15 protein-coding genes are annotated in these 12,310 nt (G+C 63.7%); 5 read left to right on the forward strand and 10 right to left on the reverse strand.

The annotated features are described in order from the left end of the window. Positions 1 to 64: 64 nt before the first annotated feature. A complete protein-coding gene (locus tag F2982_RS25810; RefSeq protein WP_246777599.1) occupies positions 65 to 589 on the reverse strand; it encodes a cupin domain-containing protein in 525 nt (174 codons plus the stop codon). 37 nt (positions 590 to 626) lie between these two features. Beyond that, positions 627 to 1,253 (reverse strand): cysteine hydrolase family protein, encoded by a 627-nt coding sequence (locus F2982_RS25815; RefSeq protein WP_203430382.1) that lies wholly within the window; start codon positions 1,251 to 1,253, stop codon positions 627 to 629. Positions 1,254 to 1,330: 77 nt separating this feature from the next. Between F2982_RS25815 and F2982_RS25820 the strand changes: the two genes are divergently transcribed. Further along, on the forward strand, positions 1,331 to 2,215 hold the full coding sequence (locus F2982_RS25820) for a LysR family transcriptional regulator (RefSeq protein ID WP_203430383.1): 885 nt from the start codon (positions 1,331 to 1,333) through the stop codon (positions 2,213 to 2,215). Here F2982_RS25820 and F2982_RS25825 read toward each other — a convergent pair. Continuing rightward, positions 2,212 to 3,279 (reverse strand): patatin-like phospholipase family protein, encoded by a 1,068-nt coding sequence (locus F2982_RS25825; protein WP_203430384.1) that lies wholly within the window; start codon positions 3,277 to 3,279, stop codon positions 2,212 to 2,214. The two genes, F2982_RS25820 and F2982_RS25825, sit on opposite strands and share 4 nt — an antisense overlap. Before the next feature lie 139 nt (positions 3,280 to 3,418). Then, positions 3,419 to 4,459: a zinc-dependent alcohol dehydrogenase family protein gene (locus F2982_RS25830; protein ID WP_203430385.1), complete on the reverse strand. Its 1,041-nt coding sequence runs from the start codon at positions 4,457 to 4,459 to the stop codon at positions 3,419 to 3,421. Between the two features lie 232 nt (positions 4,460 to 4,691). On the opposite strand from F2982_RS25830, the gene F2982_RS25835 reads away from it, so the two are divergent. Further along, on the forward strand, positions 4,692 to 5,579 hold the full coding sequence (locus F2982_RS25835; protein ID WP_130280731.1) for a branched-chain amino acid aminotransferase: 888 nt from the start codon (positions 4,692 to 4,694) through the stop codon (positions 5,577 to 5,579). A gap of 187 nt (positions 5,580 to 5,766) precedes the next feature. Here F2982_RS25835 and F2982_RS25840 read toward each other — a convergent pair whose 3' ends face one another. After that, positions 5,767 to 6,300, reverse strand: coding sequence for a GNAT family N-acetyltransferase (locus tag F2982_RS25840; RefSeq protein ID WP_246777600.1), 534 nt, complete (start codon positions 6,298 to 6,300; stop codon positions 5,767 to 5,769). Positions 6,301 to 6,373: 73 nt separating this feature from the next. Next, a complete protein-coding gene (locus F2982_RS25845; RefSeq protein WP_203430386.1) occupies positions 6,374 to 7,600 on the reverse strand; it encodes an MFS transporter in 1,227 nt (408 codons plus the stop codon). Between the two features lie 161 nt (positions 7,601 to 7,761). On the opposite strand from F2982_RS25845, the gene F2982_RS25850 reads away from it, so the two are divergent. Then, positions 7,762 to 8,100 carry a nuclear transport factor 2 family protein gene (locus F2982_RS25850; protein WP_203430387.1) on the forward strand — a complete coding sequence of 113 codons (339 nt, stop codon included), beginning with the start codon at positions 7,762 to 7,764 and terminating at the stop codon, positions 8,098 to 8,100. Here F2982_RS25850 and F2982_RS25855 read toward each other — a convergent pair. Further along, a complete protein-coding gene (locus F2982_RS25855) occupies positions 8,097 to 8,498 on the reverse strand; it encodes a VOC family protein (RefSeq protein ID WP_203430388.1) in 402 nt (133 codons plus the stop codon). The two genes, F2982_RS25850 and F2982_RS25855, sit on opposite strands and share 4 nt — an antisense overlap. A 13-nt stretch (positions 8,499 to 8,511) precedes the next feature. Then, a complete protein-coding gene (locus tag F2982_RS25860) occupies positions 8,512 to 9,243 on the reverse strand; it encodes a sulfite exporter TauE/SafE family protein (RefSeq protein WP_203430389.1) in 732 nt (243 codons plus the stop codon). A 209-nt stretch (positions 9,244 to 9,452) separates the two neighbouring features. Between F2982_RS25860 and F2982_RS25865 the strand changes: the two genes are divergently transcribed. Next, a complete protein-coding gene (locus F2982_RS25865) occupies positions 9,453 to 9,599 on the forward strand; it encodes a hypothetical protein (protein ID WP_162708655.1) in 147 nt (48 codons plus the stop codon). Between the two features lie 91 nt (positions 9,600 to 9,690). Beyond that, entirely contained in the window at positions 9,691 to 10,005 is a 315-nt protein-coding gene (locus F2982_RS25870) for a hypothetical protein (RefSeq protein ID WP_203430390.1), read from the forward strand. A 74-nt stretch (positions 10,006 to 10,079) separates the two neighbouring features. On the opposite strand, the gene F2982_RS25875 is transcribed toward F2982_RS25870, so the two are convergent. Together F2982_RS25875 and F2982_RS25880 are read right to left on the reverse strand one after the other, a co-directional pair. After that, the gene (locus F2982_RS25875) at positions 10,080 to 10,889 is read right to left on the reverse strand and encodes a hypothetical protein (protein ID WP_203430391.1); all 810 of its coding nucleotides are present in this window, start codon (positions 10,887 to 10,889) and stop codon (positions 10,080 to 10,082) included. Next, positions 10,886 to 12,235: a hypothetical protein gene (locus tag F2982_RS25880; RefSeq protein WP_203430392.1), complete on the reverse strand. Its 1,350-nt coding sequence runs from the start codon at positions 12,233 to 12,235 to the stop codon at positions 10,886 to 10,888. Before F2982_RS25880 ends, F2982_RS25875 begins: the two co-directional genes overlap by 4 nt. Between the last annotated feature and the right edge of the window lie 75 nt (positions 12,236 to 12,310).

The raw sequence follows: 12,310 nt of genomic DNA on the forward strand, positions 1-12,310 counted from the left end.
CTTTCTCTCTGCGGATCGCCGGCTGGCGCGCCGCGGCTCTTCTCTATCAGCAAATCACCGGGGCTTATATGCGCTGCCTGATGACATCCCAGTGAACTGCAATGAAAAAGGCGCCTGCAATGAGGCGCCTTTTCAAGGGTTTATGCGGCACGGATGGTTGTGCCGTCGCTGTTTGCGGCAGTCCCGATCCGTTGGATCGGGCCGGCAATGCGGGTGTCTCGCCTGCGGTGACCAGAGCCTCGCCGCTGGCGCTGTCGATGGTGGCGGAAAACATCGTCTCGACGCTATCGGGATTGGCATAGCCATAGGCCTGATGCGCGGCGATCGAAACGATATCGCCGGCGAGTGCCGCGATCTCTTCGCGCCGTCCATCGGCCATCCGCCAGATCGACAGGCGTCCCTCGATGATGCGCAGCACCTGCGGGCTGTCGATCACCTCGGGCGTGGCGCTGCCGCCGGCCGGAACGGTGACGTCGACGATGCTCAGCCAGGAGCCCTGCAGCCGGACTTGCCGCTCGATGCGGTCGCCGGCCACGAAATAGACCTTCGCGCCCGTCTGCGCCAAAGTCTTAACACTGGAGTTGGACATTAACGTCCCTTTCATTCTTTTTCTTACGGCACGCCCGTTAGACCTTCGCGGCGCGTTTGGCAACGGCCGAGATGTCGCGTGCTACGGTCGCGAAGCGATCGGCGATCTCGGCGAGCGCCGTTCTTTGGACCGTCTCGGCCGGGATCACGCCGCCCAGCGGGTCCGGCAGGTCGCGTGTCGCGGTGGCCGAGGCGATGACCGTCGATTTGAAGCCGAGATCGAGTGCGGCGCGCGCCGTGGCGCCGACGCACATGTGGGTCATGAAGCCGGTGAGCACAAGTTCGCTCCTGCCGGTTTTCTCGGCGATTCCGCTCAGGACGGCATGGAGGTCCGTTCCGGCAAACGCATTCGGCAGTGTCTTTTCGACCACGCGTTCGTCGTTGACGGGCGCAAGCGCAGCAATGATTTCGGCGCCGTGCGAGCCGGGGTCAAAGAGCCAGCTTCCCGCTCCCGACTTATGGATGACATGAACGACGGGAACGCCGTCTTCGCGCGCCAGATCGAGCAGGTTGCGAATTTCGGCGACGGCCGCTTCAATGCCGGTCAGCGGCAGGCTTCCATCGACATAGTCGTTCTGTGCGTCGATCACGACGATGACGGCTTTCTGCCAGTCGGCGGCTTCGGCGGTGGCGCCGCTGCGCTGAAGAAGGGTGAGGGGAGCCATGGATCTATCTCCTGTTTCGGTTTGCAGCACAGGAGTAGCGGCTTCCATCATGAGCGAATATTCGCTATTTCAGCGCAATGGCTGAGCAGAAACGCACAGATATAGACTGGGAAGACCTGCGCTTCTTTGCGGCGCTCGCCCGCCATGGCAGCCTGTCGGCAGCGGCCCGCGCGCTCAAGGTCAATCACGCCACCGTTGCCCGCCGGATATCGGCGCTGGAAATGACGCTCGGCGTGCAGCTCTTCGAGCGCCGCCCGGATGGATATGTCCTGACCGTGCAGGGGCAGTCGATATCGGCGGAGACGACGTCGATGGCGACCGCGGCCTCCGTCATCCGCGATCGGCTCGTGTTGCCGGAGGGGCCGAGCGGGCGCGTGCGGCTGACGACCATCCGCTCGGTTGCCGATCTGCTTCTGGCGCCGCATCTTGGCAAAATCCTCGATGGGCTTCCAGGCATCGAGCTTGAGATCCTGACCGATGTCCGCGTCCATAGTCTTGCCCATCGCGAGGCCGATATCGCGCTGCGGCTCGGCCGCCCCGGGGATAGCGATCTCACCGGCAAGCGTGTCGCCACGATCACTCACGGTTTCTATGCCAGCGAGGCGGTGGCTGCCCGCTGGAGGAATGGCGAAGCCGTGCCGTTGATCGGATTCGACCTCGACAGCGACCTGCTGATCGCCGAAGCCCGCTGGCTGGAGACCCACCATGCGTGCCATCCCTATTCGGTGCGCTCCGGCAGCGCCATTACGCAGGCCGTCGCTGCCGCGGGCGGCATGGGTGTCGCGATGCTCCAGCGGTTCCAGGCACGGCAATATCCCTCGCTCACCGAGATCGATTTCGGTGCCGTCATGCCTGACCGCGAACTCTGGATGCTCGCGCCACCCGGCCTCAGGGATGTGCCGAGGGTCAGCGCCATCTGGGAGCGTCTCTCGATCCTGTTCGCGGGTATGGAGACCCTCTAGATCTTCTTCTCCGTCTTGATCCGGCCCACCACCGCGTCGAGCACGGCGCCGTTGTCGGCAATGAACCGTTCGGCCACGGTCCTCAACTGCTCGATATTCGTGGCACTGGCATCGTCCAGATCGTCATTGGCGCCCTGCAGCCTCCCGTCGATGCGGAAATAGGCGAGCGTTTCGGGCTTGGCAAAGCTCATATCGGTGGAGCCCTCGGCGTTCAGCTTGGCGCCCTTCGGGTTGAGCAGCTTGTTTGCCTGATAGGCCGCCGTGCTCGCCTGTCCCTGCATCAGCACGGAGATCAGCGGCGTGCCGTTCTGCGGGTTGATCCAGCCAAAGGCGCCCCAATCCTTGGCCTGCTGATAGGGGATCTTGCGGTTCTGCCGCCCGGTGCCGAGTGAGAGCACGACAAAGCTATCGCTCGCCGCCTGCCAGAGCTTGCGGGCCTCGACATAGGCGGCCAGAACCGGATCATTGGCGAAGACGCCGCCGTCGATCAGCGGGATCTTCCGCTGTTCGTCACCGGCGGGCTTTGCCAGGTTCTCGACCAGCGCCGGCTCGAAATAGGTGGGTGCCGCCGAGGAGCCGCGTGCCGCTTCCCAGAAGCGGAACTTGGCATTCTCCATATCGCAATTGGTCATGAACACCGCTTCGCGCTGGTGGATGTCGTAGGCGGTGATCAGCACCTTCGTCAGCCCGTCGGCGATCAGCGTGTTGGCGCCGAGCCGTGCCTGCAGCTTTTCTTCCAGGGTCGCCGCGCTGTAGCGTTCTTCCTGCCAGCCGCCGATATTGATGATCCGCGAGATCAGTTTGGAGTAGAAGATATCCTTGCCTTCGTCGGCATAGAGCTTGACGAGATCGCCGGGCGTGCAGGCGGCGGTCTTCTTGTTCTTCGGGTTCGGGCAGGTGAGCCCTGCCGCGATGATGCCGCCGGTCGAGGTGCCGCCGATCAGGTCGAAAACCTCGTGCATCGCCGGCCCCTTCAGGCGCCTGGCGAGTTCCTCGATGATGATTGCTGGAATGAGGCCGCGAATGCCGCCGCCATCGATCGACAGGATGAATCGAACTGTCATGGTCCCCTCCACGCCGGATTCATTCCGGGCGAGCGGGATTATGCCTCATGTATTATAAATTGCAATTCGACTAAATACACCAATAAATAGTTAACGATTGCGCCTCGACTGTCCCGATCCCGGACATCGAGGCTGAAGATCAGAATTGCGTGATGACGCTGATGCCGAGTCCTTCTGAGCGCTCCATCGCCACCAGCGCCGGTACTCCCTCCTCGAGACTGATGCGCTTGCCGATTAGCTTCTGCGGCGCGATCTTGCCGGCCGAAAGCATGGAGAGCATCGCGTCGTAGCGCCAGGCCTGCATGCCGTGGCTGCCATAGATCTCCAGCTCGTGGCCGATCACCTGCGCCATCGGGATCTGCGGCGTCGAGTGATCGCCGAGCATCAGGCCAATCTGCACATGGCGCCCGCGGCGGCGCAGGTTCTTGATCGAGTTGAAGCAGGTGACGGGATGGCCGAGCGCGTCGATCGAGACATGCGCACCACCGTTGGTGATCTCGCGCACCGCCTCCGGCACGTCGCCGACGGTCGCCGCATTGATCGTCGCCACCGCGCCGCATTCGCGGGCAAAGGCGAGCTTCTCGTCTGAGATGTCGATGGCAACAGGATTGGCGCCGAGTGCCGCGGCGATCATGATCGCCGACAGGCCGACGCCGCCGCAGCCGTGAATGGCGATCCATTCGCCGGGGCCGGTGCGCGCCTGGTCCGCCACGGCGCGGAACGAGGTGGCGAAGCGGCAGCCGAGGCTCGCCGCAGTTGCGTCGTCGATCTCCTCGGGCAGATGCACGAGATTGGTCTCGGCATAATCGATCGCCACATATTCGGCGAACGAACCCCAATGGGTGAAGCCAGGCTGGAACTGGTTGGGGCAGACCTGCTGGTTGCCCGAATGGCACTCGCCGCAATGGCCGCAGCCGGAAACGAAGGGTACGGTGACGCGGTCGCCGACCTTGAAGCGCATCACGCCCTTGCCCGTTGCCACCACCTTGCCGGCAAGCTCGTGGCCCGGCACATGCGGCAGGCGGATGTCAGGGTCGTGACCCATCCAGCCGTGCCAGTCGCTGCGGCAGAGCCCGGTGGCGCCGACGGCGATGACGACGCCGTCTTCCGAAGGCGAGGGATCGGCCACGGTGCGGATCTCCGGTGTCTTGCCGAAGGCGTCGTAATACATGGCTTTCATCGGGCTCTCCTTTGTCTGCGATTCCGCCCGTATCATCGCACGCGGACGCGACAGGATTCCATCATTTTTGCTGATAGACCCATCGCATCCGCGTGAAGCGCGGCGATGGATTGTTGCGGCTTGTGATGCGCCCGCGTCATTTTCTTGCGTCCGGTTTTGGCGCGCCAGTTTCTCCTTGACCCTGCCAACGGGGAAGGATTTTGCTGCTGCAACTTGTTTGAGGAGAAGAAAAATGGCCGTCAACACAGCGCCCCGCTCGACCACATGGACCTATGTCGATGGTGAGTGGCTTTCCGGCAATCCGCCGCTGATCGGCCCGACCTCGCATGCGATGTGGCTCGCCTCCACCGTCTTCGACGGCGCCCGCTGGTTCGATGGCATCGCCCCGGATCTCGACCAGCACTGCCAGCGCATCAACCGCTCGGCGCTCAACATGGGCCTGAAGCCGACCAAGACGCCCGAGGAAATCGAGGCTCTCGCGTGGGAAGGCATCAAGAAGTTCGACGGCAAGACGCCGATCTACATCAAGCCGATGTACTGGGCCGAACACGGCGCCCCCTTCAGCGTCGTCACCGCCGATCCGGAATCGACCCGTTTCGTCCTCTGCCTTTTCGAAGCGCCGATGGGCGGCCACGGCGGCTCGTCGCTGACCGTCTCGCCCTTCCGCCGCCCGACGCCCGAAACGGCGATGACCGACGCAAAGGCCGGCTCGCTCTACCCGAATTCCGGCCGCGCCATCGCCGAGGCCCGCTCGCGCGGCTTCGACAATGCGCTGATGCGCGACACCAACGGCAATGTCGTCGAAACAGCATCCTCGAATGTCTTCATGGTCAAGGACGGCGTGGTCTTCACCCCCGTCGCCAACCGCACCTTCCTCGCCGGCATCACCCGCGCCCGCGTCATGGGCCTGTTGCGCCAGGCCGGTTTCGAGGTGCGCGAGGCAACGCTCTCCGTCGAAGACTTCATGGGTGCCGACGAAATCTTCACCTCCGGCAACTACTCCAAGGTCGTCGGCGTCAACCGCCTGGATGGCCGCGATTTCCAGGAAGGCCCGGTCACCCGCAAGGCGCTCGAGCTTTATATGAACTGGGCTTATGGGCGGACTGCAAGCGGGGAGTGACATCTCTTCTCCCTCATTCCTGTGCTTGTCACAGGAATCCAGCCACCGCGCGTCTACGCGGTGAATGACTCATATGCCTAGTCAGTAAGTCTTCCGCGCCCCAAGACTGGGGCGCACTGGATTCCTGTGACAAGCACAGGAATGAGGGAAGGAGGGGTTGCGCCAAGCTAAACCCGCAACTGCGCCCTCACACCGCCAGCATCCGCGCACGCTCATCCTGCGTGATCCCATAATCCTTGCAGGGCAAGCCATCCGAGACCTCGTCGCTCAGGAACTTCATCCCGAGCTTCTCCGCCACCTTGATCGAAGCATCGTTGCCGGCGAAGATATTCGCGACGATCCGCGGCAGGTTCAGCGTGTCGAAGCCGTGGTCGAGTACCGGGCGGGCGGCCTCCGTTGCATAGCCCTGGCCCCAGGCGTGACGGTTCAGCCGCCAGCCGATTTCGATATCCGGGCCGATCGTGTCGTAGGGGATCAGCATGATCCAGCCGAGAAACTGCTTCGGCGCCGTCTTGGAAAAGATCGACCAGTAGCCGAGGCCTTCGCCGAAATCGCTTTCCATGCGGTTGATGACGAAGCGGCGATGCGCTTCCGGATCGGCCCAGGGGCCGGGGATGTAGCGTGTCACCTCGGGGTCGCGGTCCATCGCCATACAGTCATCGAGATCAGCCAGCGTGCGCGGGCGCAAGATGAGACGATCGGTGACGAATATCTGCTGCAAACTCCGTTTCCCCCGTTGCATGCGGTTTCGTTCTGAAACGCAATCATAGCGGCGGGAGTTGCAAACGATAGTCTCAGTTTTCGTCTTTTGGCTTCACAATCCACGTGAAGACCGCGCCGCCGGCCAGCAGCACGCAGGTTCCAAGGAATACCGAGGACATGCCGATATGGCCGCCGACGAAGCCGCCGAGCACGGGACCGGCGACCTGGCCGACATATTGCGACGAGACCGAGAGACCGAGAATGCTGCCTGCCGCGCTGTCGGGAACGCTATGGCGAATGACGGCGGAAATACACGGAAGCAAGCCGCCGAGCGCGATCCCCATCAGGAAGCGCAGGATGATCAGCTGCCAGGAGCTGGTGACGAACGCCTGCGGGATCAGCAGCACCACGGCGACGGCGAGTGCCCCGGCGATAACCGGCCAGTGGCCGATCCGGTCGGCGAGCTTGCCGAGCCGCGAGGCCGACAGGATGCTGCCGAGCGCCGCCGCCGACATGACGACGCCTGATATCATCGTCACCTGCGACTGGTCCTTGGCGAGCTGCGCCACATAGACGGTGATGATCGGCTCGATCGACATATTGGCGAGCATCAGCAGCATGCCGGTCAACAGCATGGCGATCACCGGCCCCTTGTCGGAGATCGAGCTCCAGCCGCCGCTCGCCTTCGCCGCCTGCTTGCGGGAGGGAGATTTCTCTTCCTTGATCAGGAAGGCTGTCGCCAGGAAGGCGAGGAAGATGATGCCGCCGGCCGCCAGAAACGTGCCGCGAATGCCGATGATGGGTGGAAGCACGCCGCCGATCAGGGGGCCGACGAGATTGCCGGCCATGATGCCCGAGGAGAGCATGCCGAGCGCCCAGGCCGAACGGTCCTTCGGCGTCTGCGTCGCGACCAGCACCATCGAGCCCGAGGAGTAACCACCCGCGAGGCCGACGAAGAGGCGCAGCGCCACCAGCTGCCAGACGTCACCCGCCATGCCCATCAGCGAGATGGCGATGGTCATGCCCAGGCTGGCGCGCACCAGCATCAGCTTGCGGCCGTAGATATCGCCGAGCCTGCCCCAGAGCGGCGCCACGAAGGCGGCGGCAAAGAAGGTCGCCCCATAGGCGATGCCCGACCACTGCACGATAGCGGCGTGATCGCTGACGCCGAGCTCCTCGACATAGAGCGGCAGGAAGGGAAGCAGCAGCGTCATCGCCACGATCGTGGTGAAGGAGCCGATCAGCGAGATCGTCAGGTTGCGCTTCCAGTAGAGGGACCCGGCCGCGGCATTTGCTGCGTCCATCGGGGTGTCGGTCATATCAGGGGCTCGTGCATTGCAATCTTGGGGGAGGGCCAGGTTACGCCGGGCTTGGAGCCCTGCCAAGGACGGTTCGGCCCCGAACCGTCGGCTGGTTTGCCCTAAAGGTCGATTTTTGCTATAAACCAATTGCGAAATGCAATCAGAAAACGGAGGTTGCAATGAGCAGCAACGAGCACGAAGCCATCATCCGTGGCCTGTTCGCCGCCTATGTCCAGGGGCGCAAGGATCTGGTGCGGCCGATGCTGGCAGATGACTTCACCTTTTCGAGCCCGCGTGACGACCATATCGGCCGTGAGGACTATTTCGAGCGCTGCTGGCCCGAGAAGCCGCCGTTCAGCACCATCGAGATCGAGTGTCTCTCGGTCGAAGGCGACGAGGCGGCCGTCCGCTACCGCGCCGTCAAGCACGACGGCACGGCTTTCCGCAACATGGAAAGCTTCCGCTTCAAGGACGGCAAGGTCGCTTCGGTGGACGTCTATTTCGGCCGCGAAGCCTAGCGCTCGATGACGATCTCAGGGGCCGATCGCGTCGCTGGCCCGTGATAGACGGCCTCGATATTGTTGCCATCGGGGTCGAGCAGGAAGGAGGCATAGTAGCCGGCATGATAATGCCGCTCGCCCGGCGCGCCGTGTTCCCGCCCGCCATGCGCCAGTCCCGCCTCGTAGAAGCGCTGGACCGCGTCCTGATCCGCCGCCTGGAAGGCGAGGTGCAGGTGGCTGACATAGTTCTCGGCGGCATCGACATAGAGTTCGTCCGAGGAAAAGAAATTCTCGCCCTCATGCGTGAAGCGCCGTCCGAGCGCGCTGAGGACCGCCTGGTAGAACACCCGGCTCTTTTCCAGATCCCGCACTCTCAGATGCACATGATCGATCAATCGTCCCTGGTGATACTGCATCGTTTTGCCCTCCCTAGAACAAGCGGATCGCCGACGTCGCAATGATGATGATCGAGACGGCGATCATCAAGGGCTTTACCGGCAGCCGCTTGACGAGCAGCGCGCCGAAGGGGGCGGCGATCACGCCGCCGATGATCAGCCCGATCGCCGAATCCAGCTCCGACCAGCCGAGCGTCAGCACGAAAGTCAGCGAGATCACCAGCGTCACGGCAAATTCGGTCAGATTGGTCGAGCCGATCACCTTCTTCGGATCATGGCCGCGCCCGACCAGCGTGCTTGTCACGATCGGCCCCCATCCGCCACCGCCGATCGCATCGAGCACGCCGCCGCAAAGCCCGACCGGCGGCACCGCCCAGTCATGCACATCGCGCGGCCAGCGCGGCCGGAAGGCCTTGTAGAGAATGATGAGGCCGATGGCGATCAGATAGGCGGAGACGAAGGGCTCGATCACCTTGCCGTCGACATTGGCGAGAATATAGGCGCCGACCGCGCCCCCGATCATCCCTGCCGGCGCCAGCCGCACCACGAGCTTCCAGTCGACATTGCGCTGATAGGCATGAGACGCGCCGGAGGCAGCGGTGGTGAACATCTCCGCCACATGCGTCATGGCACTGGCGTTTGCCGCCGGCACGCCCAGCGCCAGAAGGCTCGTCGTCGACAGCACCCCGAAAGCCATGCCGAGCGCCCCATCGACGATCTGCGCACAGAAGCCCACCAGCACGAAAAACAGGAAATCGAGCGTCATGAAATTTCCCCGAAACCGACGTTCGGGAAACAACACGCGGGGGCTGAGAAAAGTTCCGGATGAACCCGGATCGTGCCCCTTCATCCCCGCGCTGTTCCTTAACGGGAAAAACACGTGGGTTTAACCATGTTGCTTAGGCTTTGATTCATCCTCCCGGAGCAGTTTGCGCGCCAGGGTGGCTGGGAACCAACCCCGAAGGATCGAAGCTCATGACCTATGCACTCGTGCTCTTCTCGGCCGTAACGGCAATCGTTGTCTCCATCTCGGCGATGGGCAGCGCACCTGCGCCCAACAGCAACTGGCCGCAAATCCATCCGGAAAAGACCTCCAGGCTGGTGCAGACGCATCAGCAGTGAACTGCCTTATTTCAGATGAACGTCAGGTTCATCACCGGTTCAGCGCGATCGGCAGAAGCTCCATCCTGGCTGGAAATTTTGGAGATTCGCAATGAAGATCATCACGCTGGCAGCAGCGCTCGTTATCGGAGGCCTCTCGGCGATATCCGCTGAAGCGATGCCGGTTGCGCCGCTTACTGCAAACACGACTGTCACGTCCGACGTGACCAAGGTCGACTATGCCTGCGGCCGCGGCTGGCACATGACCCGCTGGGGCGAATGCCGCCGCAACGAGTATCGCCGCTACGCACCGCCGGTCCGCTACTGGCGCCGTCCTCCGCCGCCGCGCTGGGGCTGGGGTGGCGGCTGGGAACGCCCGCGCCCCTATTACCGTGAGCGCGGCTGGGGCGGCTACGATCGCTACTGAGCCGAACGGCTGGAGAAGGAAACCGGGGCATCCGCCCCGGTTTTTGTTTGCGCTCAGGAGAAAGCCGATCCGGCTCACTTCGTCTTCATCGCCGCCGCGGTCACCTTCGCCGGTCCCGTCACCAGCGCGAATTCCTTCATCTCCTCGGGCTTCAGGTAGTAGAGGCGGTCGGGCGGCGTCTCCATCGCGTGGATCCAGAGGCCGGGCTTGATGCCCATCTCGTCAAGATGACGGGTGACGTCGGCGGTGGTGCGCTGCGCATCCGACATGGCGCGTTCCGGCGAGAGCTTCTCCTTCGAGCCGTTGAAGACCTGATGGACGCCGATGACGGCGCCGTCCTCGGCGCTGCGGGTAACACCGCCGGCGAGCACGATCGGGCAGGAGGAGGCGCAGAGCGCGCCCTTGACGACCGTCGTAACGATCTTCTTCTCACGGATCAGCTTCGACATGGCGAGCGCATCGCCAACGGCGCCGCCGGGCGAATCCAGCGATACCGTCTTCACATATTCGCCGCGGGCCTCGATCTCCTTCTGGAAACGGCCGGCTGCGCCATAGTCGATTGCGCCGCGTGCCAGCAGGACGCCGCCGGGCTGGAGCTCGAAGGTGATCGGCTGTTTCAGCAGCTCGACGCTGGTGGTGATCTCGGATGGCGCGTTGTCGGGCTCGCCATCGGTCAGCACGGGCGGCAGCACCGGCATGCTGTCGGGGGCCGCCGGATCGAAGACCGGAAGCTCGGCATTGGCAATCATCAGGTTGCGGAAGTCGATGACGAGGAAGGCGACGGCGGCGGCGATCAGCGCATGCAGCACCAGCCGCGGCAGCGTCGAATCGTCGATCGTAAGCAGCTTGCGTTTCAGCTGGTCTCCCGCCGCCTCGATCTTCATGCCTGCGGTCCCTTGCGCGGCGGCTTGCCCGGCAGGTCGAGGTTGGTGACGTTGGAAGGCTCCGTCTCATGCGCATCGGCGGCATGCGCTTCGGACGCCGCTTCCGCGTGACCCTCCGCCTTCGCTTCTGCCCGGGCAACGACCGCCTCGATATCGATGCCGCGCGCCTGCAATGCACGCTGCACCTCGATGGCCTCAAGAAGTTCGGCGGCGGTTATCCGCTCGGCAAACGGCATCTTCTGCTCCTGCCGCCGCAGCGCCCCATGCGCTACCGACAGCATCAGCACGAGGACGCCCGGCAGAAGGTCGATCGAGATCGCACCCGCCCAGCTGGGGATGAAGTCGGACGCATAGCGCAGCACGGCTTCTGCCGAGGACAGCGGCACGAAGCGCCGCTCGCCCACGGGCTCGCGCGCCAGAATCTGATCAGCCGCCTGCGACAGCACCTTGGATTGTGCGGCGACGGAAGAGCGGATCGTCTCCATCACCTGATCCTGGCGGTTGGCAAGTTCCGCCTCGCGGCCATCGGCAACGGGCGCGATGAAACCGAGCGACAGGTCTTCGGCGGCGCGCTTGACCGAGGGCGCGATTGAAGTCTGCTCCAGCGAGGTGATGACGCCGGTCAGCGTCACGACCTCGGAAGCGAACTGGTCGGCGCGCTGATCGATCGCGCCGGGCGCCGAAACCAGCGTGCGCATCGTTTCCAGATGCTTGCGGCCATCGTCGAAGAGGGTGGTGACCCGTTCGCGAGAGGCATTGATGTTGTTCTGCAGCTCGGTCAGCTGCGAGGCCATCTGCGAGAGAAGCTGCACGACGCTGCCGGCGCCGGTCGTACCGGTCAGCGCTCCGGTTTCGCGTTCCTGATCGGCAAGCCGCTGGAAGCGCTCCTGCGTGCGCTGGATATCCGGCAGCAGGCTCTGCGCCGCCAGCGCATTCTGATGCGCCCGGTCGAGGTCGCCGGTGTAGTCTTCCAGCGTTTCGGCCAAGTGCTGCTCGAGTGCGGCCGAGCCTGCGAGCGCCGCCGCATTCAGCCAGCTCGCCATGGCGATGATCATCGCGCAGCCGAGCGCCATGATGCCGAGCAGGGCGGTGCGCGCCGCCACCGTCGTCACATGCGGATAGAAGCGGGCGAGATAGGTCCAGAAGGCATAGATCGCCACCGAGACGGCGGCCGAATAGATCAACGCTGCGAAGAAGGTGGAGGTCGGCGAGCCGTCGAGCAGACTGCGCACGCCGAGATAGGTATAGACGCCGGAAGCGAGCGCGAGGACCGCGAGCGCAAAGCGCGTCATCGTTTCGACGGCTTCGATGCCGTCGTGCAGGCGGTGAGATGCGCCGAGCGCCATGGTTTTCCTCCGGTCGGTATCCTCTTAAGAAACCCTTAAAATCCCGGCGAAAACAAGGCCTTCAAAATGAGCGTG

Origin of the sequence: Rhizobium sp. BG4, assembly GCF_016864575.1 — a bacterium.
In the GTDB taxonomy this organism is placed as follows: domain Bacteria; phylum Pseudomonadota; class Alphaproteobacteria; order Rhizobiales; family Rhizobiaceae; genus Rhizobium.

Bases quoted from the DNA above. Each gene is read 5' to 3' on its own strand.
- F2982_RS25810 (WP_246777599.1), bottom strand. From the start codon at position 589: ATGTCCAACTCCAGTGTTAAGACTTTGGCGCAGACGGGCGCGAAGGTC.
- F2982_RS25815 (WP_203430382.1), bottom strand. From the start codon at position 1,253: ATGGCTCCCCTCACCCTTCTTCAGCGCAGCGGCGCCACCGCCGAAGCC.
- F2982_RS25820 (WP_203430383.1), top strand. From the start codon at position 1,331: ATGGCTGAGCAGAAACGCACAGATATAGACTGGGAAGACCTGCGCTTC.
- F2982_RS25825 (WP_203430384.1), bottom strand. From the start codon at position 3,279: ATGACAGTTCGATTCATCCTGTCGATCGATGGCGGCGGCATTCGCGGC.
- F2982_RS25830 (WP_203430385.1), bottom strand. From the start codon at position 4,459: ATGAAAGCCATGTATTACGACGCCTTCGGCAAGACACCGGAGATCCGC.
- F2982_RS25835 (WP_130280731.1), top strand. From the start codon at position 4,692: ATGGCCGTCAACACAGCGCCCCGCTCGACCACATGGACCTATGTCGAT.
- F2982_RS25845 (WP_203430386.1), bottom strand. From the start codon at position 7,600: ATGACCGACACCCCGATGGACGCAGCAAATGCCGCGGCCGGGTCCCTC.
- F2982_RS25850 (WP_203430387.1), top strand. From the start codon at position 7,762: ATGAGCAGCAACGAGCACGAAGCCATCATCCGTGGCCTGTTCGCCGCC.
- F2982_RS25855 (WP_203430388.1), bottom strand. From the start codon at position 8,498: ATGCAGTATCACCAGGGACGATTGATCGATCATGTGCATCTGAGAGTG.
- F2982_RS25860 (WP_203430389.1), bottom strand. From the start codon at position 9,243: ATGACGCTCGATTTCCTGTTTTTCGTGCTGGTGGGCTTCTGTGCGCAG.
- F2982_RS25865 (WP_162708655.1), top strand. From the start codon at position 9,453: ATGACCTATGCACTCGTGCTCTTCTCGGCCGTAACGGCAATCGTTGTC.
- F2982_RS25870 (WP_203430390.1), top strand. From the start codon at position 9,691: ATGAAGATCATCACGCTGGCAGCAGCGCTCGTTATCGGAGGCCTCTCG.
- F2982_RS25875 (WP_203430391.1), bottom strand. From the start codon at position 10,889: ATGAAGATCGAGGCGGCGGGAGACCAGCTGAAACGCAAGCTGCTTACG.
- F2982_RS25880 (WP_203430392.1), bottom strand. From the start codon at position 12,235: ATGGCGCTCGGCGCATCTCACCGCCTGCACGACGGCATCGAAGCCGTC.